The sequence below is a fragment of the Burkholderia sp. HI2761 genome (assembly GCF_002223355.1).
In the GTDB taxonomy this organism is placed as follows: domain Bacteria; phylum Pseudomonadota; class Gammaproteobacteria; order Burkholderiales; family Burkholderiaceae; genus Burkholderia.
Genome location: NZ_NKFN01000001.1, coordinates 647,214 through 670,453, shown reverse-complemented (window position 1 = coordinate 670,453; position 23,240 = coordinate 647,214). Strand labels below are relative to the sequence as shown.

General features: G+C 66.9%; 21 protein-coding genes. 9 read left to right on the top strand and 12 right to left on the bottom strand.

The genetic code is table 11. The annotated features are described in order from the left end of the window. Positions 1-34: 34 nt before the first annotated feature. On the bottom strand, positions 35-373 hold the full coding sequence (locus CFB46_RS03205; protein WP_089499256.1) for a hypothetical protein: 339 nt from the start codon (positions 371-373) through the stop codon (positions 35-37). A 277-nt stretch (positions 374-650) separates the two neighbouring features. On the opposite strand from CFB46_RS03205, the gene CFB46_RS03200 reads away from it, so the two are divergent. From CFB46_RS03200 to CFB46_RS03160, 7 genes are all read left to right on the top strand, one after another. Beyond that, positions 651-1,397, top strand: coding sequence for a YoaK family protein (locus tag CFB46_RS03200; RefSeq protein WP_027785652.1), 747 nt, complete (start codon positions 651-653; stop codon positions 1,395-1,397). A gap of 562 nt (positions 1,398-1,959) precedes the next feature. After that, positions 1,960-3,081, top strand: a complete 1,122-nt coding sequence (locus CFB46_RS03185; protein WP_027785651.1) for a porin — start codon at positions 1,960-1,962, stop codon at positions 3,079-3,081. A gap of 376 nt (positions 3,082-3,457) precedes the next feature. Continuing rightward, positions 3,458-3,685, top strand: a complete 228-nt coding sequence (locus tag CFB46_RS03180; protein WP_027785650.1) for a hypothetical protein — start codon at positions 3,458-3,460, stop codon at positions 3,683-3,685. 251 nt (positions 3,686-3,936) lie between these two features. Beyond that, positions 3,937-5,292 (top strand): glutathione-disulfide reductase, encoded by a 1,356-nt coding sequence (gene gor, locus CFB46_RS03175; RefSeq protein WP_089499255.1) that lies wholly within the window; start codon positions 3,937-3,939, stop codon positions 5,290-5,292. 456 nt (positions 5,293-5,748) lie between these two features. Then, positions 5,749-6,420 (top strand): CsgG/HfaB family protein, encoded by a 672-nt coding sequence (locus CFB46_RS03170; RefSeq protein WP_185716591.1) that lies wholly within the window; start codon positions 5,749-5,751, stop codon positions 6,418-6,420. Between the two features lie 82 nt (positions 6,421-6,502). Further along, entirely contained in the window at positions 6,503-6,946 is a 444-nt protein-coding gene (locus tag CFB46_RS03165; RefSeq protein ID WP_089499254.1) for a DUF4810 domain-containing protein, read from the top strand. Between the two features lie 14 nt (positions 6,947-6,960). Beyond that, entirely contained in the window at positions 6,961-7,626 is a 666-nt protein-coding gene (locus tag CFB46_RS03160; RefSeq protein ID WP_027785647.1) for a DUF799 domain-containing protein, read from the top strand. 127 nt (positions 7,627-7,753) lie between these two features. Here CFB46_RS03160 and CFB46_RS03155 read toward each other — a convergent pair whose 3' ends face one another. The 11 genes from CFB46_RS03155 to CFB46_RS36295 form a co-directional block, all read right to left on the bottom strand. Then, a complete protein-coding gene (locus tag CFB46_RS03155) occupies positions 7,754-9,055 on the bottom strand; it encodes an NAD(P)/FAD-dependent oxidoreductase (protein WP_089499253.1) in 1,302 nt (433 codons plus the stop codon). Between the two features lie 24 nt (positions 9,056-9,079). Further along, on the bottom strand, positions 9,080-10,384 hold the full coding sequence (locus CFB46_RS03150; protein ID WP_089499252.1) for an NAD(P)/FAD-dependent oxidoreductase: 1,305 nt from the start codon (positions 10,382-10,384) through the stop codon (positions 9,080-9,082). 97 nt (positions 10,385-10,481) lie between these two features. After that, on the bottom strand, positions 10,482-12,068 hold the full coding sequence (locus tag CFB46_RS03145; protein WP_089499251.1) for a DUF3138 family protein: 1,587 nt from the start codon (positions 12,066-12,068) through the stop codon (positions 10,482-10,484). Positions 12,069-12,183: 115 nt separating this feature from the next. Next, a complete protein-coding gene (locus CFB46_RS03140) occupies positions 12,184-13,023 on the bottom strand; it encodes an ABC transporter permease subunit (protein ID WP_027785643.1) in 840 nt (279 codons plus the stop codon). Then, on the bottom strand, positions 13,020-14,006 hold the full coding sequence (locus CFB46_RS03135) for an ABC transporter permease subunit (RefSeq protein WP_089499250.1): 987 nt from the start codon (positions 14,004-14,006) through the stop codon (positions 13,020-13,022). The genes CFB46_RS03140 and CFB46_RS03135 overlap by 4 nt, the downstream gene beginning before the upstream one ends. 10 nt (positions 14,007-14,016) lie before the next feature. After that, positions 14,017-15,171 (bottom strand): ABC transporter ATP-binding protein, encoded by a 1,155-nt coding sequence (locus tag CFB46_RS03130; RefSeq protein ID WP_027785641.1) that lies wholly within the window; start codon positions 15,169-15,171, stop codon positions 14,017-14,019. Between the two features lie 186 nt (positions 15,172-15,357). After that, positions 15,358-16,473 (bottom strand): polyamine ABC transporter substrate-binding protein, encoded by a 1,116-nt coding sequence (locus tag CFB46_RS03125; RefSeq protein ID WP_089499249.1) that lies wholly within the window; start codon positions 16,471-16,473, stop codon positions 15,358-15,360. Positions 16,474-16,534: 61 nt separating this feature from the next. After that, positions 16,535-17,977, bottom strand: a complete 1,443-nt coding sequence (locus CFB46_RS03120; protein WP_089499248.1) for an aspartate aminotransferase family protein — start codon at positions 17,975-17,977, stop codon at positions 16,535-16,537. Between the two features lie 34 nt (positions 17,978-18,011). Continuing rightward, positions 18,012-19,349, bottom strand: coding sequence for a glutamine synthetase family protein (locus tag CFB46_RS03115; protein WP_027785638.1), 1,338 nt, complete (start codon positions 19,347-19,349; stop codon positions 18,012-18,014). Between the two features lie 28 nt (positions 19,350-19,377). After that, positions 19,378-20,163, bottom strand: a complete 786-nt coding sequence (locus CFB46_RS03110; RefSeq protein ID WP_027785637.1) for a gamma-glutamyl-gamma-aminobutyrate hydrolase family protein — start codon at positions 20,161-20,163, stop codon at positions 19,378-19,380. 283 nt (positions 20,164-20,446) lie between these two features. Next, the gene (locus CFB46_RS36295) at positions 20,447-20,629 is read right to left on the bottom strand and encodes a hypothetical protein (RefSeq protein ID WP_006488040.1); all 183 of its coding nucleotides are present in this window, start codon (positions 20,627-20,629) and stop codon (positions 20,447-20,449) included. A gap of 455 nt (positions 20,630-21,084) precedes the next feature. Between CFB46_RS36295 and CFB46_RS03095 the strand changes: the two genes are divergently transcribed. Continuing rightward, on the top strand, positions 21,085-21,636 hold the full coding sequence (locus tag CFB46_RS03095) for a cupin domain-containing protein (RefSeq protein ID WP_027785636.1): 552 nt from the start codon (positions 21,085-21,087) through the stop codon (positions 21,634-21,636). Positions 21,637-21,722: 86 nt separating this feature from the next. Beyond that, positions 21,723-23,213 carry an aldehyde dehydrogenase gene (locus CFB46_RS03090; RefSeq protein WP_089499246.1) on the top strand — a complete coding sequence of 497 codons (1,491 nt, stop codon included), beginning with the start codon at positions 21,723-21,725 and terminating at the stop codon, positions 23,211-23,213. The last annotated feature ends 27 nt before the right edge of the window (positions 23,214-23,240 follow it).

The following is a 23,240-nucleotide window of genomic DNA, read 5'->3' as shown; positions in this document are numbered from 1 at the left end:
CTGCCCGCTGCCCGCTGCCCGCTGCCGCCGCGGGCTATTGCGATGCCGGCAGGTCGCCGTTCACGAGGCCGAGCAGCCGGCCGCGCTCGCCGCGGACGTCGTCCGTCGGGGCCGGCCAATCAACCACGAACCCCGCGTCGAGCGCGTCGCGCATGATCGCGCCGTAATCGGCCTTCGCAAGCCTGCCGCCGCGCAACGCGTCGGCCACCTCGTGCTTCAGCTTCGGCGTGAACGACGGATACGCGGCCACCAGCGCCGCGTACTGGCGCGCATCGATCTCGCCCGATTCGCGGTTGAATGCCCAGACGGCCACCAGCACGATCGCGGCGAACGGGATGACCGTGTAGCGCAGGAAGAACTTCGCAAGTGTCATTCGAAGGCCCGGTGAAGCGGGGCGGCGCGCGTGGCCACGGCCGGCGCGGCCGGCCCGTTATACTCGGCCGGACTTGCGGCGGTGAAAATCGCGTAGTCGACACGCTTCGGCCGGCTGCGATGTGCGGCGCCCGCGCGTTCCCCGACGGCAAACATTATATTGACGCGCGGCCCGAGGCGAAGCCCGGCCGCGCAGTGCCGGTGGCGCGCCTGCCGGCACGACCGACATTCGCATCGCCCGCCGCGCGCGGCCGGGCGGCGCGCACCACGGAGGATCGATGGATCTCGACGGCGCCAGCCGCAATCTCACTGTCGCCGCATTGCTGACGCTGTCCGGCGGCTATCTCGACGCGTACACGTACGTCGGCCACGGCCACGTGTTCGCGAACACGATGACCGGCAACGTCGCGCTCCTCGGCATCAACCTGTCGGCCGGCGAATGGGCCGCCGCGCTGCATCACGTGCCGCCGCTCGGCGGCTTCGTGATCGCGGTGTTCGTCGCGCACCTGCTCGGCCTCGCCGCGCGGCGCGGCTGGATGCGGCATACGGCGTTCGTGAGCCTGATCGTCGAAATCGCGTTTCTCGGCGTCGCCGCGAGCGGCCTCGTCGGCGCGTCGAGCGCATGGCTGATTCCGGGCATCTCGTTCGTCGCGACGCTGCAGACGCTGTCGTTCACCCATCTCGAGGAACTGTCGTACACGTCGGTGATGACGACCGGCAACCTGCGGCGCGCCGCGCAGAAGCTGTTCGTCGGGCTGATTCCGCGCTACGACGCGGGGGCGCTGCACGATTCGGCGCTGCTCGCGACGATCAGCTTCTGTTTCCTGGCCGGCGCGGTGGTCGGCGGCCTCGTGACGCGGCTCGTGCCGGACATCGCGCTGTGGGGCGCCGTGCTGCTGCTCGTCGGTGCATTCGCGGAGATCGTGCGGCGTGCATGGCGCCGCGCAGGGAACGGCGGGGCGGGCGACGCGGGCGGCAACGGCGACGCGGGTGATGGCAGCGGCGCGGCGACGCAAACGGCCTGACGGCAAACGGCCTGACGGCAAACGGCAAACGGCAAACGGCAAACGGCAAACGGCAAACGGCAAACGGCAAACGGCAAACGGCAAACGGCAAACGGCAGGCCGCCGCACCGACTGCACCGACTGCACCGACTGCACCGACTGCACCGACTGCACCGACCCCACCGACCCACCGACCCCACCGACCCACCGACCCCACCGACCCCACCGACCCCACCGACCCCACCGACCCCACCGACCCCACCGACCCCACCGACCCCACCGACCCCACCGACCACTTCGCGACGATCCGCGTGCGCACGCCGCACCATCGACGAACCTTACAGCGCCGTGCGTGCCAGCCGGTACCCTCGCGCACCGTCCCGCCGCCGTGCGAGCGAGGCCCGGCGCGGGAAACGTTGTTCCCGGACGACAATCGCGCGATTGCCGCGTATTTCAATTTCTTTCAGCGTTCGCACTCGTCTTATGATTCAGCCCATATCGCGCCCGCCATGAACGTCCGCGATCGCCACCCGGCTGCGCACGCGGCCGGTCATGAATGGAGACACCTAATAAAGGAAAGCTCATGAAGCAGACCACCCGACTCGCAGTCATCGCAGGGGGCGCGGCGCTGGCCTTCGCCAGCCAGTACGCAGCAGCACAAAGCTCGGTCACGCTCTGGGGCGTCGCCGACGCCAGCATCCGTTACCTGACCAACGCCAACGCGAAGAACGACGGCCTGCTGTCGATGACCAACGGCGCGATCACCAACAGCCGCTTCGGCATCTACGGCACGGAAGACCTCGGCGGCGGCCTGAAGGCCGTGTTCAACCTCGAGAGCGGCGTGAACCTGCAGAACGGCGCGTTCGCCGACAGCGGCCGCCTGTTCAACCGCGCGGCGTACGTCGGCCTGCAGAGCCCGTACGGCACGGTGACCCTCGGCCGCCAGAAGACGCCGCTGTTCGACCTGCTGTCGGACACCTACGATCCGCTCACCGTCGGCAACTACCTCGAAAACGCGTGGCTGCCGGTCGCACTCGGCGGCGGCCTGTATGCGGACAACCAGATCAAGTACACGGGCAAGTTCGAGGGCCTGACGGCGAAGGCGATGTACTCGACCGGCACCAACTACGAATCGACCGGCGCCGGCGGCTTCTCGGGCCAGATTCCGGGCTCGCTCGGCAAGGGCAATGCCTGGGGCGTGTCGCTGTCGTACGTGATGGGCCCGCTCAGCATCGCGGCCGGCGCGCAGCAGAACAGCGACAACTCGGCGCGCAAGCAGACGATCTACCACGCGAACGTCGTGTACGCCTTCAGCAAGGCGAAGATCTACGCGGGCTACCTGCGCTCGAAGGACGACACGGGCTTCGTCGACAGCCTGCTCGCCCAGCAGACGATTCCGGTCGCGAAGGGCACGGGCCGCATCGACGACGGTCCGTTCGCGGGCGTGAGCTGGCAGGTCAGCACGCCGCTGACACTGACGGGCGCGTTCTACTACGACCACATGCGCAACGCGATGACCACGAACGGCACGCTCGCGAGCGGCAACCGCTATGCGATCGTCGGCATCGCCGAGTACGCGCTGAGCAAGCGCACCGAAATCTACGGCACCGTCGACTTCAACAAGACGAACGGCGCGGCGAACGTCGAGCTGCCCGGCCGCAGCAACCAGACGGGCATCGCGATCGGCCTGCGTAATATCTTCTGACGAACGTCGGACACCGCATGCGCCGGCTTCGTCCGGCGCGCATCGAAGAGGCTCCGCAAGGAGCCTCTTTTTTTTCGTCACGCGACCTTCATACGCGCGCCCGACTATTCGGCAGGCGCTCCATTGCGCAAGTCCCGCGCCGTAAGCGATCCGTCGGCAATCCAGAACATACTTTTACAGTGCACGCGCCCGCTTTCCGCTACGCTGCGTGCATCGCGCGTTGCATGCCGTCAGGCGTGCGCGTGCGTCGTTCCGGTGGCGCGCGGCGCGCGTGGCCGGCCTGGTGCGTAACTTGTGTATCCGGCGATGACAAACGCGGTCCGCCGGTTTCTTTCGTGGGACGATGCGCTCACGATTTTCTTGAAAGGGGATGACGATGGGTATCCTGAACACCGTGGGTGAAATCGCCGGCGCGGTCGCCGCCGTCGAAGGCGCGGAAAAGCTGGATCCGGATGCGGGCCTGCTGACCAAGGCGGCCGCGGCCGTCGCCGGTTTCAAGGGCGCCGAGGCAATCGAAGGCATGCTCGAGAAGAAGGAAGAGAAGCCCGAACAGGCGGCGGACGATACGCAGGCGACGGACGGCGGCGACACGTCGCAGGCATGAGCATGGCGGCCGGTCCGGCCGCGGGCGCGCCCTTCGCGCGCTCGGGCGGACCGGTGCCGCGCAATCGGCAGGTCGGGCATGCGGTCGATCGGTGACGCATGGCACAACCGCCAGCCGGTTTGACCGGCGAGAGGCCTCGTCTCTCGCCGTTTTTTATTGGGCGCGCGCGATGCGCCGCCACGTGCCATGTGCCGCACGAATTCCCGAATCTTGCTATCGTGCCTCCATTCGAACTGCGATGAGGGGATGCGATGGATTTCGACTACGACCTGTTCGTCATCGGTGCCGGCTCGGGCGGCGTGAGGCTCGCGCGCATGGCCGCGTCATACGGCGCGCACGTCGGCATCGCGGAAGAAGAGCAGATCGGCGGCACCTGCGTGCTGCGCGGCTGCATCCCGAAGAAGCTGCTCGTCTACGCATCGCACTACCCCCATGAAGTGGACGACGCGAAGGGCTTCGGCTGGACCTTCGGCGCCGGCACGCTCGACTGGCCCGCGCTGATCGCCGCGAAGGATCGCGAGATCAACCGGCTGAGCGACATCTACATCAATCTGCTGCTGCAATCGGGCGTCGACATGCACGTCGGCCGCGCGACGCTCGTCGATGCGCACACGGTCGCGATCGGCGCGCGCACGATCCGCGCGCGCCACATCGCGATCGCGACCGGCTCGCGGCCGTCGCTGCCGCCGCGGCCCGGCATCGAGCATGCGATCACGTCGCGCGAGGCGCTGTCGCTCGCGACGCTGCCCACACGCATCGCGGTGGTCGGCGGCGGCTATATCGCGGTCGAGTTCGCGGGCATCTTCAACGGCTTCGGCAGCCACGTCGACGTGTTCTACCGCGGCGAAAAAATCCTGCGCGGCTTCGACGACGACGTGCGCCGGTTCCTGACCGACGAGATGACGAAGCAGGGCGTCACGATTCATGCGCGCGCGGTGATCGAATCGATCGAGCGCGCGAGCGACGGCACGCTTTTCGTGCACGTCGGCGACGTGCGGCACGGGCCGTACGATCAGGTGCTCTATGCGACGGGCCGCGTGCCGAACGTCGACGGGATCGGGCTCGAGCAGGCGGGCATCCTGCTCGATGCGCGCGGCGCGATCGCCGTCGATGCGTATTCGGCGACGTCGGTGCCGTCGATCCATGCGATCGGCGACGTCACGTCGCGGCCGCAGCTCACGCCGGTCGCGACGCGCGACGCCGGGCTGCTCGCGCGCACGCTGTTCGGCGGCTCGCGCGTCGCGGTCGATCACGCGTACGTGCCGTCGGCCGTGTTCAGCCAGCCGGAGGTCGCGACGGTCGGCCTGAGCGAGGCCGATGCGCGGCACGCGCACGGCGACGTCGATGTCTACCGCACGTCGTTCAAGGCGCTGCGCCACACGCTGTCGGGCCGCGACGAGCGCACGCTGATGAAGCTCGTCGTCGCGCGCGACAGTCAGCGCGTGGTCGGCGCGCACATGGTCGGCCGCGATGCGGGCGAGATCATCCAGGGCATCGCGATCGCGATCCGCGCGGGCGCGACGAAGGCGCAGTTCGACGACACGATCGGCATCCATCCGACCGCGGCCGAGGAATTCGTGACGATGCGGCAGAAGGTAGCCGACTAGCGCGAATCGCACGCGCATTTGCAGCGATGCCGATGCGCGTGCGGCTGAAATGCCGGGGCACGCCGGAATCGACGGCGTGTCTCATGCCTGTCTGAAATTCGTCAATTCTTTTCAAGAAACCCCGTCTCGATAACCGGACTTGGTATGATCGCGAAAAATCATATACGGGGCCGATCATGCGCGATCAACAGCGCAATAATCAGAATGATGGGGTAACCGGCGCACGCGAGCCTGTCGCGTATTGCATTGCCCATCCGCTTTGTGCCGCAACCCATCGGTTGCGGGCATCCCTCTTTCCCATACCGCTATCGCCGGCCCGGCGATGAACGCGTGCGCGCGCATCGCACCGATGCGCGCGTGCCCGTTCGCGCCGCGGCCGTTTCGACCGCCGGATCGTTCGCGAGCCGGCGCGCCCGTCCGGGGCATTCTTTCCATGCAAGGAGACCAGCAGTGAACATTCAGACACGACGCACCGTCCTCGTGGCGGCAGCGGTCGTCGCGGCGCTGTCCGGCTGCGCGACCGAATCGTCGCGCACGCTCGACGTGCCGGCCGTCAGCAGCGCGCAGAAGCCGTACGCGGGCAAGCCCGTCGCGATCGCCGTCGGCAAGTTCGACAACCGCTCGAGCTACATGCGCGGCATCTTCTCCGACGGCATCGACCGTCTCGGCGGACAGGCGAAGACGATCCTCGTCACGCGCCTGCAGCAGAGCCGCCGCTTCAACGTGCTCGATCGCGAGAACCTCGACGAGATCAAGCAGGAAGCCGGCTTCATGAAGAAAGCGCAGGCCGTGAAGGGCGCGAACTACGTGGTGACGGGCGACGTGACCGAGTTCGGCCGCAAGGACGTCGGCGATCACCAGCTGTTCGGCATTCTCGGCCGCGGCAAGACGCAGGTCGCGTACGCGAAGGTCAACCTGAACATCGTCGACACGACCACGTCGGAAGTCGTCGCATCGAGCCAGGGCGCGGGCGAGTTCAGCCTGTCGAACCGCGAGGTGATCGGCTTCGGCGGCACGGCCGGCTACGACTCGACGCTCAACGGCAAGGTGCTGGATCTCGCGATCCAGGAAGCCGTGAACCATCTGGCGGAGCAGGTTGACGCCGGGGCATTGAAGGTGGCGCAGTAAGCGTCGCGCGACACGCCGCAGCGGGCGCCGGGGCCGGCGCCGCGCTCGACCGAATCACCACGACATCAAAAGAGAAAAGACCATGAAACGGGGTAACTGGCTGCCGGCGACGGCCGCCGCCTTGCTGCTCGCCGGCTGTGCGAGCTCCACGCCGCCGCTCTATCAGTGGACGGGCTACCAGCCGCAGGTGTACGAATACTTCAAGGGGCAGAAGTCGCCGCAGGAGCAGATCGACGCGCTCGAAAAGGCCCTGCAGGACATTCGCGGCAAGGGGCATACGCCGCCGCCGGGCTTCCATGCGCATCTCGGCATGCTGTACGCGAGCATCGGCAGCGAGCAGCAGGCCGAACAGGAGTTGCAGGCCGAGAAACAGCTGTTTCCGGAGTCCGCGACCTACATGGATTTCCTGCTGAAAAAGAAAACCGGCGCGCCGAAGGCGGCCGACCCGAAGACGGCCGGCCAGAAGGCCGTCGACCAGACGGTCGCCGGCCAGAAGAACGCCGATCCGACCACCGCCAAACAGTGAGCGACGCGCCAGCCATGTTCAAGACCCTCTCATTCAAGCTGCTGTCCGTGCTGTCGCTCGTCGCGTTGCTGAGCGCATGCGCACAGCCGGTGAAACGGCCCGATTACGCGGCGTTCAAGAAGAGCCAGCCGCGCTCGATTCTCGTGCTGCCGCCCCTCAACGAAACCTCCGACGTCGGCGCGACCTACGGGCTGCTGTCGCAGATGACGCTGCCGCTCGCCGAGTCGGGCTATTACGTCGTGCCGGTCGCCGTGATGGACGAGACCTTCAAGCAGAACGGCCTGACCAATGCGGCCGAGATCCAGGGGACGCCGCCCGCGAAGCTGCGCGAGATCTTCGGCGCGGACGCCGCGCTGTATTCGAAGGTGTCGCAGTACGGCACCGTCTACCGGATTCTCGCGAGCGCGACGGTCGTATCGGCATCGGCGAAGCTCGTCGATCTGCGCACCGGCGACGTGCTGTGGCAGGGCCGCGCGAGCGCGAGCAGCGACGAAGGCGGCAACAACGGCGGCGGCAGCCTGATCGGCATGCTGGTGGTGGCCGCGGTCAAGCAGATCGCGAATACGTTGATGGACCAGAGCCACGACGTCGCTGCGTTCACGAGCGGCCGCCTGCTGTCGGCCGGGCCGCCGGCCGGCCTGCTGTACGGCCCGCATTCGCCGAAGTACGGCACGGACTGACCGGCGCAGTCGGTGCGCGGCGCGCGGGCATCGGCAGGTGCCCGTCACGCCGGCGTGCCGCGATCCGATCGAACGGCCGCGCGCGAAGCGCGGCCGTTTTTTTTCGTGCGTCGGCGTCGTGGCGCGCTCAATGCACGCCGAACGCGTCCAGCAGCCGGTACCAGCTCATCGCGAGCACCAGCGCCGGCGTGCGCAGTGCTTCGCCGCCGGGGAAGTCGCGATGCCGGATCTTGTCGAACAGGTCGAAGCGGCTCGCCTGGCCGTCGATCGCCTCGGCGATCAGCTTGCCCGCGAGCGCGGTCGTGTTCACGCCGTGCCCCGAAAACCCTTGCGCGAAGTACGTCGTCGGCCCGATGCGGCCGAAATGCGGCGCGCGGTTCATCGTGATGTCGACGAAGCCGCCCCACGCATAGTCGACCTTCACGTCCGCGAGCTGCGGGAACGTCTTCAGCATGTCGGCGCGCATCGCCGCCGCGAGCTCGCGCGGCTCGCGCGTCGAATAGCTGACCTTGCCGCCCCATACGAGCCGCGTGTCGGGCGCCGGCCGGAAATAGTCGAGCACGAAGCGGCTGTCGCAGATCGCCGCGCGGGCGGGCATCAGCGCGGCGGCGCGCGCTTCGCCGAGCGGCTCGGTCGCGATCACGTAGGTGCCGACCGGCATGATCTTCCTCGACAGCGCGGGCGCGAGCGCGCCGACGTAGGTGTTGCAGGCGAGCACGACGAAGCGCGCACGCACGTTGCCGTCGCTCGTCTCGACGACGTGGCCGCCGGACACGTCGCGCACGCGCGTCACGCAGCTGTCCTCGTGGATGCGCACGCCGGCGTCGATGGCCGCCCGCGCGAGGCCGAGCGTGTAGTTGAGCGGATGGAGGTGGCCGCTGTCGGGGTCGTACAGGCCGCCGCAATAGCGGGCCGACTGCACGTAGTCGCCCAGTTCGTCGGCTTCGACGAAGTGGAAGCGGTCGTAGCCGAAGCGCTTCGCGGCTTCGTCGCGCCACCGTTTCAGCGCATCGGCGTCGCGTTCGGTATTGGCCGCGGTCAGGTAGCCGGGCACCAGCGCGCAGTCGATGCCGTGTCGCGCGATGCGCGACTTCACGAGCGACAGCGTTTCGAGCCCCATGTCCCAGATCCGCTTCACGTCGTCTTCCGGCATGAACTGCCCGAACGTGTCGATGTCGCACGCGAAGCCGCCGATCAACTGGCCGCCGTTGCGGCCGCTCGCCGCCCATCCGACGCGCGACGCTTCGAGCACGATCACCGAATGGCCGCGCTCGGCGAGATTGAGCGCGGTGGACAGACCCGTGAGGCCCGCGCCGATCACGCATACGTCGGCGTCGGCCGTGCCGGCGAGCGGCGCGTGGCGGGTCGTATCGTTGGCGGTCGCCGCGTAGTACGACGCGACGTGCGGCTGGTTGGCGAATGTCTGCATGGTCGGAAAAACGTATCGGAAGGTTCAGAACAGCTCGCGCACGCGGTGGTACAGCATCCCGAGCTCGAGCGCGGGTTGCCGCCATGCGTCGCCGCCGGGAAAGCGCCGGTGACGCAGGCGTGCGAACAGGTCGAACGCGCGCGTGTCGCCCGCGATCGCGCCGGCAACCGTGCGTCCTGCAATGCCGGTGAGCGCGACGCCGTGTCCGCTGAAACCCTGGACGTAGAAGAAGTTCGGATCGATCGCGCCGAAGTCCGGCGCGCGGTTGCGCGTGACGTCGACGAAGCCGCCCCACGCGTGGTCGACGCGCACGTCGCCGAGCTGCGGGAACACGCCGACCATGCGCTGCCGGATCGCTTCGGCGAGCGCGGCGGGCGACGCGCCGGCCGAATTCGCGCGGCCGCCGAACAGCATCCGGTGGTCGGCCGACAGCCGGAAGTAGTCGAGGAAGAAGTTGTTGTCGCACACGGCTTCGCGCTGCGCGATCAACGCGTCGGCGCGCGTCTGGCCGAGCGGCTCGGTCGCGATGATGTAGGAGGCGATCGGCGCGATGCGCGCGGCGGTCGCGGCGGGCAGCACGCCGCCGGGCCCTGCGTTGCAGCACGACACGACGAAACGGCAGCGCACTTCGCCCGACGGCGTGCGCACGACGGGCCGCGCGCCGCGCACGACGTCGAGCGCCGGCGTGTGCGCGTACAGCGCGACGCCTTCGCGGCGCGCGGCATCGGCGAGGCCGAGGCAGTACTTGAGCGGATGCAGATGGCCCGACAGCGGATCGTGCACGCCGGCCAGATAGCGCGTCGATGCAATGCGCGCCCGGATCTCGCCGGTATCGAGCCACGCGAGCGACGGATGACCCCAGCGCGACGTCGCGGCGTTCATCCACGCGCGCAGATCGTCGATGCGGCGCGGCTTCGTCGCGACCGTCAGGTAGCCGCGCGTGAAGTCGCAATCGATCCCGTAGCGCGCGATGCGCTCGGCGATCAGCGCGACGCCGTCGAGCGACAGCGACCACGCGGCGCGCGCGCCGTCGGCGCCGAGCTGCCGCTCGATCACCTCGTCTTTCGCGAAGCCGGTGATCGCCTGGCCGCCGTTGCGGCCCGACGCGCCCCAGCCGGGCCGGTGTGCATCGATCACGGCGACGGACAGCCCCTGCGCGCGGCAGTCGAGCGCCGTCGACAGGCCCGCGAAGCCGGCGCCGATCACGCAGACATCGACGTCGATCGCCGCTTCGAGCATCGGATCGTCGGCGACGGGCCGCGTGGCCGTGGCCTCGTAGTACGAATCGCGCGCGAGCGCATCGGCGCGGCGGGTGAAAGACTGCGTCATGAAACCGACTCCCTCGACAAGGCTGCAACGGCGCGCAGCCATCCGGAAAACGGCGCGGGACGCCGTGCGTGCGGCACGGCGCCCCGCGCGTCCTGCATCAGAACGAATAGATGAACTGCGTCGCGAGCAGATCGTTGGACTTGCCGTACGAGCCGTCGTTGCGCAGGAACACCTTGTTGTTCGCCCAGTCGTGCCGGTATTCGACCTTCACGGTGATCTGCTGGGTCGGATAGAACAGCAGGTCGAGCGCGACGTCCTGGCGCACGGCGCCCTTGCACTCGAAGCCCAGGCCGCCGCCGGCCTTCGACATCGCGAGGCAGTCCGCATCGACGCCGAAGCCGTTGCTCGGGTCCATCCCGTTGCCGTTCAGCGCGATGCCGCCGCCGCCGCCGCCGTTCTTCGAGTTCGCGAGCAGGTCGTAGCGCAGCGTCACGCCCATGCGGCCGACCACCGGCGCGTTGAACTTGCGGTGCGCGAGCAGCGACAGCCCGTACCACTGCGCGAGCCCGCCGTTGAACGCCGCATGCTGCTGCCGGCCGTAGTCGACTTCGGCGTTGTACTGAATATCGGCGAGCGTGTAGGTTGCATCGAGTTCGCCGAAGAAGAACGAACCGTAGCCGCTCGGCGCCGCGCCGCCCGGGCCGTAATGGACGACGCCGTTCGAATCGATCGCGCTCGACAGCGTCTGCCGCCCGATGTTGAACGAGCCGCCGAGATCGAGCGCGCTCGACCACGTGTAGTCCGCACGCGCGGTGAAGGTCGGCACCTTGTTGCTGGTGGTGATCGGGTCGCCGAGCGCATTGGTGCCCGTCTGCGTGACCGAACCGTACGTGCGGTACTGCTCGTTGCCGAGGAAGAACTTCCACGCCCAGCTGCCCTTCGTGTAGTTCGCGCCGACGCCGACGTAGCTGCCCGGATCGGAGAAATCGTACAGCAGGTTGTGCGTGAGCGTGAGCATCTGGTTCGACTGCTGGACTTCGTAGCCGCCGAAGCTCGGGATCAGGCCGGCGACCAGCGTCGTTTCCGCGGTGATCGGCACGTTGATGACCGCCGTGTTCAGCAGGTTGTCGGTGATCGAGCCGCGCGAGTTCTGCAGCAGCGTGATGCCGTTGCCGCGGTTCGGCATCAACGTGATTTCGGCCGACGGCGCCATCGGGCCGACGCCGAACGTCTTCTTGATGTCGAGGTAGAGATCGCCGAACGTGCTGTTGAAATAGTTGTACGCGTTCTCGTGGTTCGCGAACAGGAACGACGACGTGCCGGCCGCGCGGTTGTAGATGTAGGTCGGATCGATGTAGCCGGTGACCGACAGGCCGGCGAGCGGGCCCGTGGTGGCCGCGTCGGTCAGCGAGTCGACCTTCAGCTGCTGGTTCGCGATCTGCTGCTTCATTTCGCTGACCTCGTCGTTGGTCAGCGTCGCGCGTGCCTTGCCGTAATCCGGCGAGCCCGGGTCGGCGGCGACCGCGACGGCGCTGCCGCCGCCGGCCATGCCGCCGCCCGCGCCGGACGTCGCGACCGCCGCGCCGCCCGGCTTCGCGGCGAGCTGCGCCTGCATCGCCTTCATCTGTTTCTGCAGCGCCGCGACCTGCGCCTGCAGCGCCTTGATTTCGGCGGATGTTGAACCGGCCAGCGCGATGCCCGGCAACGCGCCGGCCACCAGCAGGCAGATCAGTTTCTTCTTCATTGCGGATTCTCCTAGTCGTGCGCCTGTCAAATCGGGATCGAATCGCACGTCCCCCCTGGGGCCGCGCGTCATGCTTGTCTGCAGTGCTTGTTGTCTTCGAAGCGGAGGCGGTCCGTCACGCCACCGCGAACGCCGCCTTCAAGTCGGCCATCCGGCGCCGCTCGCGCGCGATCATCATCCGGTTCACGACGATCACGCCGATCGTCACGGCGGTGATGAACAACGTTGCCAGCGCATTCATCTCCGGGTTCAGCCCCAGCCGCACGCGCGAGAACACCACCAGCGGCAGCGTCGTCGACCCCGGCCCGGACAGGAACGCCGACAGCACCAGATCGTCGATCGACAGCGTGAACGACAGCAGCCACCCCGACAGCAGCGCCTGCGAAATCAGCGGCAGCGTCACCACGAAGAACACCTTCAGCGGCGTCGCGCCCAGATCGAGCGCGGCCTCCTCGAGCGACTTGTTCATCTCCTTCACGCGCGACTGCACGATGATCGCCACGTACGACACGCACAACATCACGTGGCCGATCCAGATCGTCGCCATCCCGCGCCCCTTCGGCCAGCCGAACATCTGCTCCAGCGCGACGAACAGCAACAGCAGCGAGATCCCCTGGATCACCTCCGGAATCACCAGCGGCGCGTTGATCATCCCCGTGTACAGCGTGAAGCCCTTGAAGCGGCCGAAGCGCGCGAGCACGAAGCCCGCCCACGTGCCGATCACGACCGACGCGGTGGCCGTCAACAGGCCGATCTTCAGCGACAGCCACGCGGCGGTCAGCAGCTCGTCGTCGTCCAGCAGCGCCGCGTACCACTTCAGCGAGAAGCCCGACCACACCGTCACCAGCTTCGACTCGTTGAACGAGTACACGACGAGGCTGATGATCGGGATGTACAGGAACAGAAAGCCGAAGGCGAGAACGCCCGTCGACAGCGGTTTGCTCGGCTTGATCATTTCGCGTCCTCCAGTTCCTTGACCTGGTAGTACTGGAACAGCGCCATCGGCACCAGCAGCAACAGCACCATTGCGACCGTCACCGCGGACGCCATCGGCCAGTCCATGTTGTTGAAGAATTCATCCCACATCACGCGGCCGATCATCAGCGTGTCGGCGCCGCCGAGCAGCTCCGGGATCACGTACTCGCCCACCGCCGGGATGAACACCAGCAGGCTGCCGGCGATGATCCCGTTCTTCGACAGCGGCAGCGTGATGCGCGTGAACGCGACCCAGGGCTTCGCTCCCAGGTCGTACGCGGCTTCGAGCAGCGTCAGGTCCATCTTCACGAGGTGCGCATAGAGCGGCATCACCATGAACGGCAGGTACGAATAGACCATCCCGATGTAGACGCCCGCATCGCTGTGATAGAGCCGCAGCGGCGTGTGGATGATGCCGAGCGCGATCAGCGTGTGGTTCAGCAGGCCGTCATCCTTCAGGATGCCGATCCATGCGTACACGCGGATCAGGAACGACGTCCAGAACGGCAGCATCACGGCCATCATCAGCACGTTGCGGCGGTTCGGCTCCGAGCGCGCGATGTAGTACGCCATCGGATACCCGATCAGCAGGCACAGCACCGTCGACACGGCGGCCATCTTCAGCGAGCTGAGATAGGTCGCGATGTACAGGTCGTCCTGCAGCAGGAACGCGTAGTGCGACAGTTGCAACGCGAAGTGCACGACGCCGTCCTTGATCTCGACGAGCGACGTGTACGGCGGGATGCCCATCACCTGGTCGGCGAAGCTGATCTTCAGCACCAGCACGAACGGCAGCGCGAAGAACACGGCCAGCCACAGGAACGGCACGCCGATCGCGACGTTGCGGCCCGACGGCAGGAAGCGCGACAGCGCGGCGAAGCGGCGGCCGCGCGCGGCGGCCCGTGTGGCGGCGGCAGCGCCGGTCGACACCGGCGCGGAAGGCGTGGAAGCGGAGGTTCTCATCGTGGCGTCCTCATTGCGTCAGCACGACGCCGCTGGCCGGCGACCACGACACGAACACGTCGTCGTTCCAGGCCGGCGCGCCGTCGTTCATCAGGTGCGAGCTCGACAGGTTCGACACCACCGTCTTGCCGCTCGGCAGACGCACGTGGTACAGCGAATAGCTGCCCATGTACGCGATGTCGGTGACGACGCCGCGCGCCCAGTTGTGCTTCGAGCCCGGCTTCTCGCGCGACACGTGCACGCGCTCCGGGCGCACCGAGATGCCGACCGGCATCCCGAGCGGGCCGGTCACGCCGTGGCTCACGTACATGCGGGTTTCGAGGTCGTCGCTTTCGACGAAGATGTGATCGGGTTCGTCCTCGACCACGCGGCCTTCGAACAGGTTGGTCGAGCCGATGAATTCGGCCGAGAAGCGGCTGTTCGGGAATTCGTACACTTCGCCGGGCGCGCCGATCTGCACGATCTTGCCTTCGCTCATCACCGCGAGGCGGCTCGCCATCGTCATCGCCTCTTCCTGATCGTGCGTAACCATCACGCAGGTCACGTCGACCTTCTCGATGATGTTCACGAGTTCGAGCTGGGTTTTCTGACGAATCTTCTTGTCGAGCGCGGACATCGGCTCGTCGAGCAGCAGCAGCTTCGGGCGCTTCACCAGCGAGCGGGCCAGCGCGACGCGCTGCTGCTGGCCGCCCGAGAGCTGGTGCGGCTTGCGCTTCGCGTACTTGCTCATCTGCACGAGCGCGAGCGCGTCGGCCACGCGCTCCTTGATCTCGTTCTTCGGCGTGCCTTCCTGCTTCAGGCCGAATGCGACGTTCGTTTCGACCGTCATGTGCGGGAACAGCGCGTACGACTGGAACATCATGTTGACGGGGCGGCGGTACGGCGGCAGCGACGCGAGGTCCTCGCCGTCGACGAAGATCTTGCCGGAGGTGGCCGTTTCCAGCCCGGCGAGCATGCGCAGCAGCGTGGACTTGCCGCAGCCCGAGCTGCCGAGCAGCGCGAACAGCTCGTTCTTCGCGATCGTCAGGTTCACGTTGTCGACGGCCGTGCTGTCGCCGAATTTCTTCACGACGTTTTCGATGCGCACGAACGCGTCGTTTTGCGTACGGGGCGCGATGGCCGGTTGGGTCTGTCGTGCAGCAGCGGAAGAGGGTATCGATTGCATGGGAGTCACCATTCGTTCTTCACGGATTGCAGGCGTGAGCGTCCCCGCGCGAGGCGCGTAACGCGACTCGCGGACGACGGCTCGTGCCGGATGGAACAGCGCGCGGGGCGCGCGGGCGGACGGAGGTCCGCGAATCTCAGGCGGGCAGGCGTACCGCGATGCCTGCGCCGCCGCGATGCACGGCGATCAGTGGCCCGTCTTCAACTGGGCCCACAGACGGTTCTCGAGGCGCAGGATGTCGGCCGGCATCGGCTTCATCAGCACCATCTTCTTCAGCACGTCTTCAGGCGGGTAGACGGTCGGGTCCTGCGCGACGGCCGGCGTGACGAACGGATGCGCGGCCTTGTTCGCGGTCGGGTAGAACACCGTGTTGGTGATCGCCGCGTTGACCTTCGGATCGGACACGTAGTTGATCCACTTCATCGCGGCTTCCGGGTGCGGCGCATCCTTCGGGATCACCATCACGTCGAACCACAGCAGGCCGCCTTCCTTCGGGTTCGCGAACTTGATGTCGTACGAGCGCTTCGCTTCGGCCGAACGACGGTGTGCGATGCCGACGTCGCCCGACCAGCCGAGCACGACGCACACGTCGTTGTTCGCGAGGTCGTTGATGTAGCCGGACGAGTTGAACTGGGTGATGTACGGGCGGACTTTCTTCAGGACTTCGAATGCAGCCTGGTAATCGCCGGGGTTCTTGCTGTTCGGATCCTTGCCCATGTACTGCAGCGTGGCGGCGAACACGTCGACCGCCTGGTCGAGGAACGACACGCCGCAGCTCTTCAGCTTCTCCATGTTGGCCGGATCGAACACCAGCGCCCAGCTGTCGACGGGCGCCTTGTCGCCGAGCGCCTTCTTCACCGCCTGCGCGTTGTAGCCGATGCCGTCCGTGCCGTACGCCCAGGGCACGCCGTACTGGTTGCCCGGATCGGCGTCGGCGATCATCTTCATCAGCAGCGGGTCGAGGTTCGCGAGGTTCGGAATCTTCGACTTGTCGAGCTTCTGGTACACGCCGGCCTGAATTTGCTTGGCCATGTAGTTCGACGTCGGCACGACGATGTCGTAGCCGGAGCTGCCGGCCAGCAGCTTCGCCTGAAGCGTGTCGTCGCTGTCGTAGTTGTCGTACTTGACGTGAATGCCCGTTTGCTTCTGGAAGTTCGGGATCGTGTCCGGCGCGATGTAGTCGGACCAGTTGTAGACGTTCAGCTCGTCGGCATGCGCCGACGGGCTGGCGACCGACGTGAATGCTGCCGCGGCGGCGAGGGCGGCGACGGAGCAGGCTTGGCGAAGAATGCAGGCACGCATGGTGGAGTTCCCCTGGTTATGGCGGCGTGCGGCGCCCGCCGCACGCCTGTAGGCAAGGCCGTTACGAAATACCCAGTTGCTGGGCGGTAGCATCGACGGCCTTCTTCGCCTTCGACACGAGTTCATCGATTTCCTGGCGCGAGATCACGAGCGGCGGCGACAGCAGCATCCGGTCGCCGGTCGCGCGCATGATCAGATTGCCGTTGAAGCAGAAGTCGCGGCAGATCGTGCCGACGTCGCCGCCGTTCGCGAAGCGGCGGCGTTCGGCCGGCGCTTCGGCCAGCTGCAGGCTCGCGACCATCCCGTGGCCGTGCACTTCGCCGACGATCGGATGGCGTGCGAAGGTTTCGCGCATCAGCGCCTGGAAGTACGGGCCGGTGTCGGTCTTCACGCGCTCGACGATGCCTTCGTCGCGCAGCAGCTTCAGGTTCGCGACCGCGACGGCCGCCGCCACCGGGTGGCCCGAGTACGTGAGGCCGTGATTGAATTCGCCGTTGTCGATGATCGGACGCGCGATGCGCTCGTGGATGCCCACCGCGCCCATCGGCACGTAGCCCGACGTGAGACCCTTCGCCATCGTGATCAGGTCCGGCTCGAAGCCGAAGTGCTGGTGCGCGAACCATTCGCCGGTGCGCCCGAAGCCGCCGATCACTTCGTCGGCGATGAGCAGAACGTCGTACTGGCGGCAGATCCGCTGGATTTCCGGCCAGTACGTCGACGGCGGGAAGATCACGCCGCCCGCGCCCTGGAACGGCTCGCCGATGAACGCCGCGACGTTCTCCGCGCCGAGTTCGAGGATCTTCGCTTCGAGCTGCCGCGCACGCGCGAGACCGAATGCTTCCGGCGTCTCGCCCGGCTGCGCCTCGCCGAAGAAATACGGCTGGTCGATGTGCACGATGTGCTCGACCTTCGACGGCATCTGCTCGTGCATGTAGCCCATCCCGCCGAGCGTGCCGCCTGCGATGGTGGAGCCGTGGTAGCCGTTCCTGCGCGAGATCACGTACTTCTTCTGCGGCTTGCCCTGCACGCGCCAGTATTGATGCACGAGACGCAGCACGGTGTCGTTGCCTTCCGAGCCGCTGTTGCAATAGAAGAAGTGATTGAAGCCGGCGGGCGTCACTTCCGCGAGCATCGCGGAGAGTTCGATCACCGGCGGGTGCGTGGTCTTGAAGAACGTGTTGTAGAACGGCAGTTCCTGCAACTGGCGATACGCGGCGTCGGCGAGTTCCTTGCGGCCGTAGCCGACGTTCACGCACCAGAGGCCGGCCATTCCGTCGATCACCTTGTTGCCATCCGAGTCCCACAGGTAGACGCCGTCGGCCTTGACGATCACGCGGCTGCCCGCGCAATTGAGCGCGCCCATGTCCGAGAACGGATGGATGTGGTGCGCGGCGTCGAGCGCTCGGTATTCGGCGGTCGAGCGCGCCTGCGTCGCGCGCGGTGCGGCGGCCGTGGCGGTCGGCGCGGCCGGCTGGACCCAGGCCGATTCATTGCGGTAAGTCATGGTTTCTCCGTGATTCCGTATGCGGTTGGCACGCTTACACGTGCAGCAGCAGATGGCGGCGTTCCCACGAGCTGATCACGCGGAAGAACGCTTCGTATTCGGTTTCTTTCAGCGCGAAATACGCCTTCAGGAACTTGTGCCCGAGGATCTCGCCGAGCGGCTCGCATGCGGCCATCAGCGTCAGCCCTTCCTCGAGGTTGCGCGGCAACTGGTACGGCAGGCTGTAGCCGTCGCTGACGAGCGGCTCGGTCGGCTCCAGGCGCTGCGTCATGCCGAGATAGCCGGCCGCGAGCGTTGCCGCGAGCGCGAGGTACGGATTGCAGTCGACGCCCGGGATGCGGTTTTCGATGCGGCGTGCGGCCGGGCCCGAATGCGGGATGCGGAACCCCACCGTGCGGTTGTCGTAACCCCATTGCACGTTGATCGGCGCGGCCATGAAGCGCGACAGGCGGCGATACGAATTGATGTACGGCGCGAAGATCGGCATCAGCGCCGGAGTGTATTTCTGGAGCCCCGCCAGATAGTTGTAGAACATCGACGTCGCGCCGCCGGTCTCCTGCGACGTGAACAGGTTCCGGCCCGTTTCCTCGTCGACGATGCTCTGGTGCACGTGCATCGCCGAACCCGGTTCGTCCTCCATCGGCTTGGCCATGAACGTCGCGTACATGTTGTGACGCAGCGCGGCCTCGCGCACCGTGCGCTTGAACAGGAACACCTGGTCGGCCAGCGACAGCGCGTCGCCGTGCATGAAGTTGATCTCCATCTGCGCGGCGCCGACTTCGTGGATCAGCGTATCGATGTCGAGGTTCTGCGCGTCGCAGTACTCGTAGATGTCCTCGAACAGCGGATCGAATTCGTTGACGGCCTCGATCGAATACGACTGGCGGCCCGTTTCGGGGCGGCCCGTGCGGCCGACCGGCGGACGCAGCGGCAGGTCGGGGTCCTTGTTCATGTCGACCAGATAGAACTCGAGCTCGGGCGCCACGACCGGCTTCCAGCCCTTCGCCTTGTACAGCGCGAGCACGCGGCGCAGCACGTAGCGCGGCGAGATCTCGACCGGCGAGCCGTCGAAGTGCACGCAGTCGTGGATCACCTGAGCGGTCGGGTCGACGGCCCACGGGATCAGGCGGATCGTCGACTCGTCGGGCACGCACACCATGTCGGGATCGGTCACGCCGGTCAGCGAGCCGTCTTCCGGATATTCGCCGGTGACGGTCTGCACCATCACGGCCTGCGGCAGCCGCATCGATTCGCCGGACGTGAACTTGTTGCGCGGCGTGATCTTGCCGCGCGCGATGCCGGCCATGTCGGGAATGATCGCCTCGACTTCGGTGATCCGGTGTTGTTTCAGAAAGTCTTCGATGTCTTGCATGTCTGTTCTCGTTGTCTGGTTGGCGCGCTCAAGCGAGCGCGGCGGCGGCCATCGCGCGGATGCGGGCGGCGCGGCGAGCGCGGCAGGCATCGCCGAAGGCGCGGAAGATCGCGCTCGACAGCGGGTCCTGCGCGTGTCGCCATTCCGGATGCCACTGCACGGCCAATGCGAAGGCCGGTGCATCGACGACGCTCACGGCCTCGATCAGCCCATCCGGCGCGACGGCCTCGACGGCGAGGCCGGAGCCGAGCCGCGCGACGCCCTGCTTGTGCAGCGAGTTCACGTGCACTTCGTCGCGACCGCCGGCGAGCGCATGCAGCTTGCCGCCGGGCGTCAGGCGCACGACGTGCGCGGGGCCGTATTGCGTGTCCATCGGCGCGTCGTCGTCCTCGCGGTGATCGCCGAAGCCGTCGACTTCGTGCACGCGCTGGTGCAGCGTGCCGCCGCAAACGACGTTCAGCTCCTGGAAACCGCGGCACACGGCGAGCACGGGCACGCCCGCGACGATCGCGGCGCGCAGCAGCGGCAGCGTCGTCGCGTCGCGTGCGGGGTCGTGCTTCGTGCCCGGTGCGCTCGGTTCGCCGCCATACCGGTGCGGCTCGACGTTCGAGTAGCTGCCGGTAAACAGCAGCCCGTCGACCGCGTCGAGTACGTCGGCGCTCGACTGGCGTTCGCCGAGGGCCGGCAGCACCATCGCGAGCGCGTGCGCGCCGTCGACGATCGCGGCGACGTATTTGTCGCCGACCGTATGCGACGCGTGGGCGCCGATCTGGGTGAGGTCGGCAGTGATGCCGACGAGAGGTTTCCTTTCCATGACGTCAATCAGTAATCCATATGGACGTGACGCGCGTCGAGCCGGATGCGGCAAAACGCGGGCGCGACACGACCCCGCAGCCGGGCGCTGGGCGCACGGACGCTGGTGAATGGGCGCAACGGGATGGCGTGGCGATCCGCGCTGCGCGCGACGATCAGGCCGTCGTTCGTTTCGTCGCGATACGCGACGCCGCAACGAATGCGCGAACGCGTTCCGTCACCACACGGACGATGCGGTTGGCGAATCGACGAACGAAACGAACGACGTGAAGAAAGGAGAGGCGCTACGGCAGCAGCGACGCCACTTCGTCGGTATCGACGGCGACGAAGGCGCGTGCGGAAACGGCGTTGTGGCGCCGAACGGAACGACGGGACAGGATGGTGTAGATCGACAGGTGAAGCAGGCGAGGACTATGCCAGCCGCAACTGCCGTCGGAAGCGGGAACGGCGCTGCGCAAACTTCGCACATCGCCTCGATCCCACCTCACCAGAGGGCCACGGACTCTCACGATTACACTCGACTGGTTTGTTGAAAGTATTGAACACCTGATCGTTTCGACGCGCGGGGCGTTTAAAATAATCAAGGCGCCGGCCCTGCATCATTTACGTTGACGGGCATCGATTGCTGCGTTGCGATAACGCTTTTCGATGTCTGTGAAAGCCTGATGACGCTGACCTGAGAGCCAGCATATACGAGCCAATAACGGCGTCAAATGTTTTTTAATGGTCCTGTATCAGGGCTTTCCCGAGCAGTGCGAACAAAATATTCGCAAAAGGAATCATCGACGCGCTGTTCATTATTTCGAACGCCTTTCAGGGTTTTCCCCGCTGATGTGCGGCATAAAGTGATTAGAATATTCAACGGCTGTCCCATGCGCCGTTTCACTTTGTCATCGCACTTATCGTGTCCGAAACCGAATCGATGTCCACCGAAGTCGCCGAGCGCCTGCGTTTCGTGCGCAACAAGCATGGCCTGTCGCAGCGCGAACTCGCGAAACGCGCCGGCGTCACCAACGGCACGATCTCGCTGATCGAACAGGGCCGCGTGAGCCCGTCGGTCGGCTCGCTGAAGAAACTGCTCGAATGCATCCCGATGAGTCTCGCGGAGTTCTTTACGTTCGAGCTCGTCGAATCGCGCGCGGTCGTGTCGCGTCGCGACGAGATGCCGAACCTCGGCAACGAGTCGCTCGCGTTTCACCTGGTCGGCGCGAACGTGAAGGATCGCAACATGTGCATCCTGCGCGAGATCTACCAGCCGCTGGCCGACACGGGGCCCGAGATGCTGGTGCACGCGGGGCACGAGGGCGGCGTCGTCGTGTCGGGCCGGCTCGAGCTGACCGTCGACGGCGCGACGTGGCTGCTCGACCCCGGAGACGGCTACTACTTCGAAAGCCGTTTGCCGCATCGTTTTCGCAATCCCAGCGCGGAACTGCTCTGCGAGATCGTCTCGGCCAATTCGCCGGCGACCTTCTGACCGCGCGTCACCGCATTCGCCGCCGGCCGGCTGCGCGCCAGGCGCGGCGTGCCGCGTCGCGAATGCCAAACCATTGAGGCATCCTGATGAACAAGTTGACTTTGGCTGACTGGCAAAACAAGGCGGCGTCGCTCGAGATCGAAGGGCGCGCATTCATCGATGGCGCGTCGCGCGACGCGCACGGCGGCAGGACGTTCGACTGCGTGAGCCCGATCGACGGCCGCGTGCTGGCGAAGGTCGCCGACTGCGGCGAAGCGGACGTGAACGCCGCGGTCGCGGCCGCGCGCCGCGCGTTCGACGCAGGGGTGTGGGCCGGCCTGAACCCGCGTGCACGCAAGGCCGTGCTGCTGCGCTGGGCCGCACTGATGCGCGAGCACCTCGACGAACTGTCGCTGCTCGAGACGCTCGACGCGGGCAAGCCGATCGGCGACACGACGACGGTCGACGTGCCGGGCGCCGCATACTGCGTCGAATGGTTTGCGGAAGCGATCGACAAGGTCGGCGGCGAGGTCGCGCCGGCCGATCATCATCTTGTCGGCCTCGTCACGCGCGAGCCGGTCGGCGTGGTGGCCGCCGTCGTGCCGTGGAACTTCCCGATCCTGATGGCCGCATGGAAATTCGGCCCCGCGCTCGCGGCCGGCAACAGCGTCGTGCTGAAGCCATCAGAGAAATCGCCGCTGACCGCGATCCGCGTCGCGCAGCTCGCATTCGAAGCCGGCATGCCGGCCGGCGTGTTCAACGTCGTGCCGGGCGCGGGCGAACCGGGCAAGCTGCTCGCGCTGCATCGCGACGTCGACTGCATCGCGTTCACGGGCTCGACGGCGGTCGGCAAGCTGATCATGCAGTACGCGGCGCAGTCGAACCTGAAGCGCGCGTGGCTCGAGCTCGGCGGCAAGTCGCCGAACATCGTGTTGCCCGACTGCCCCGATCTCGACCGTGCGGCGCAAACGGCGGCCGGCGCGATCTTCTACAACATGGGCGAGATGTGCACGGCCGGCTCGCGGCTGCTCGTGCATCGCGACATCAAGGACGCGTTCGTCGAGAAGCTCGTCGCGGCCGCCCGCGCGTACGTGCCGGGCAATCCGCTCGATCCGTCGGTATCGATGGGCGCGATCGTCGACGGCATCCAGCTCGAACGCGTGCTCGGTTATATCGAAGCGGGGCGGGGCGAAGGCCGGCTCGTCACGGGCGGCGCGCGCGTGAACGCGGAAACGGGCGGCTTCTATGTGGAGCCGACGGTGTTCGAGGTGAAGCCCGATGCGAGGATCGCGCGCGAGGAAATCTTCGGGCCGGTGCTGTCGGTGATCGTGTTCGACGACGTCGACGAGGCCGTGCGGATCGCGAACGACACCGAATACGGGCTGGCCGCGGCCGTGTGGACGTCGAACCTGACGACCGCGCACGACGTGTCGCGCCGGTTGCGTGCGGGCACCGTGTGGGTGAACTGCTATGACGAGGGCGGCGACATGAACTTCCCGTTCGGCGGCTACAAGCAGTCGGGCAACGGCCGCGACAAGTCGCTGCATGCGCTCGAGAAGTATACCGAACTGAAGTCGACGCTGATCCGGCTGCGCTGACATGCCGGCGGGCGCGTCGCCGTCCGG

Bases quoted from the DNA above. Each gene is read 5' to 3' on its own strand.
- CFB46_RS03205 (WP_089499256.1), bottom strand. From the start codon at position 373: ATGACACTTGCGAAGTTCTTCCTGCGCTACACGGTCATCCCGTTCGCC.
- CFB46_RS03200 (WP_027785652.1), top strand. From the start codon at position 651: ATGGATCTCGACGGCGCCAGCCGCAATCTCACTGTCGCCGCATTGCTG.
- CFB46_RS03185 (WP_027785651.1), top strand. From the start codon at position 1,960: ATGAAGCAGACCACCCGACTCGCAGTCATCGCAGGGGGCGCGGCGCTG.
- CFB46_RS03180 (WP_027785650.1), top strand. From the start codon at position 3,458: ATGGGTATCCTGAACACCGTGGGTGAAATCGCCGGCGCGGTCGCCGCC.
- gor (WP_089499255.1), top strand. From the start codon at position 3,937: ATGGATTTCGACTACGACCTGTTCGTCATCGGTGCCGGCTCGGGCGGC.
- CFB46_RS03165 (WP_089499254.1), top strand. From the start codon at position 6,503: ATGAAACGGGGTAACTGGCTGCCGGCGACGGCCGCCGCCTTGCTGCTC.
- CFB46_RS03160 (WP_027785647.1), top strand. From the start codon at position 6,961: ATGTTCAAGACCCTCTCATTCAAGCTGCTGTCCGTGCTGTCGCTCGTC.
- CFB46_RS03155 (WP_089499253.1), bottom strand. From the start codon at position 9,055: ATGCAGACATTCGCCAACCAGCCGCACGTCGCGTCGTACTACGCGGCG.
- CFB46_RS03150 (WP_089499252.1), bottom strand. From the start codon at position 10,384: ATGACGCAGTCTTTCACCCGCCGCGCCGATGCGCTCGCGCGCGATTCG.
- CFB46_RS03145 (WP_089499251.1), bottom strand. From the start codon at position 12,068: ATGAAGAAGAAACTGATCTGCCTGCTGGTGGCCGGCGCGTTGCCGGGC.
- CFB46_RS03140 (WP_027785643.1), bottom strand. From the start codon at position 13,023: ATGATCAAGCCGAGCAAACCGCTGTCGACGGGCGTTCTCGCCTTCGGC.
- CFB46_RS03135 (WP_089499250.1), bottom strand. From the start codon at position 14,006: ATGAGAACCTCCGCTTCCACGCCTTCCGCGCCGGTGTCGACCGGCGCT.
- CFB46_RS03130 (WP_027785641.1), bottom strand. From the start codon at position 15,171: ATGCAATCGATACCCTCTTCCGCTGCTGCACGACAGACCCAACCGGCC.
- CFB46_RS03125 (WP_089499249.1), bottom strand. From the start codon at position 16,473: ATGCGTGCCTGCATTCTTCGCCAAGCCTGCTCCGTCGCCGCCCTCGCC.
- CFB46_RS03120 (WP_089499248.1), bottom strand. From the start codon at position 17,977: ATGACTTACCGCAATGAATCGGCCTGGGTCCAGCCGGCCGCGCCGACC.
- CFB46_RS03115 (WP_027785638.1), bottom strand. From the start codon at position 19,349: ATGCAAGACATCGAAGACTTTCTGAAACAACACCGGATCACCGAAGTC.
- CFB46_RS03110 (WP_027785637.1), bottom strand. From the start codon at position 20,163: ATGGAAAGGAAACCTCTCGTCGGCATCACTGCCGACCTCACCCAGATC.
- CFB46_RS03095 (WP_027785636.1), top strand. From the start codon at position 21,085: ATGTCCACCGAAGTCGCCGAGCGCCTGCGTTTCGTGCGCAACAAGCAT.
- CFB46_RS03090 (WP_089499246.1), top strand. From the start codon at position 21,723: ATGAACAAGTTGACTTTGGCTGACTGGCAAAACAAGGCGGCGTCGCTC.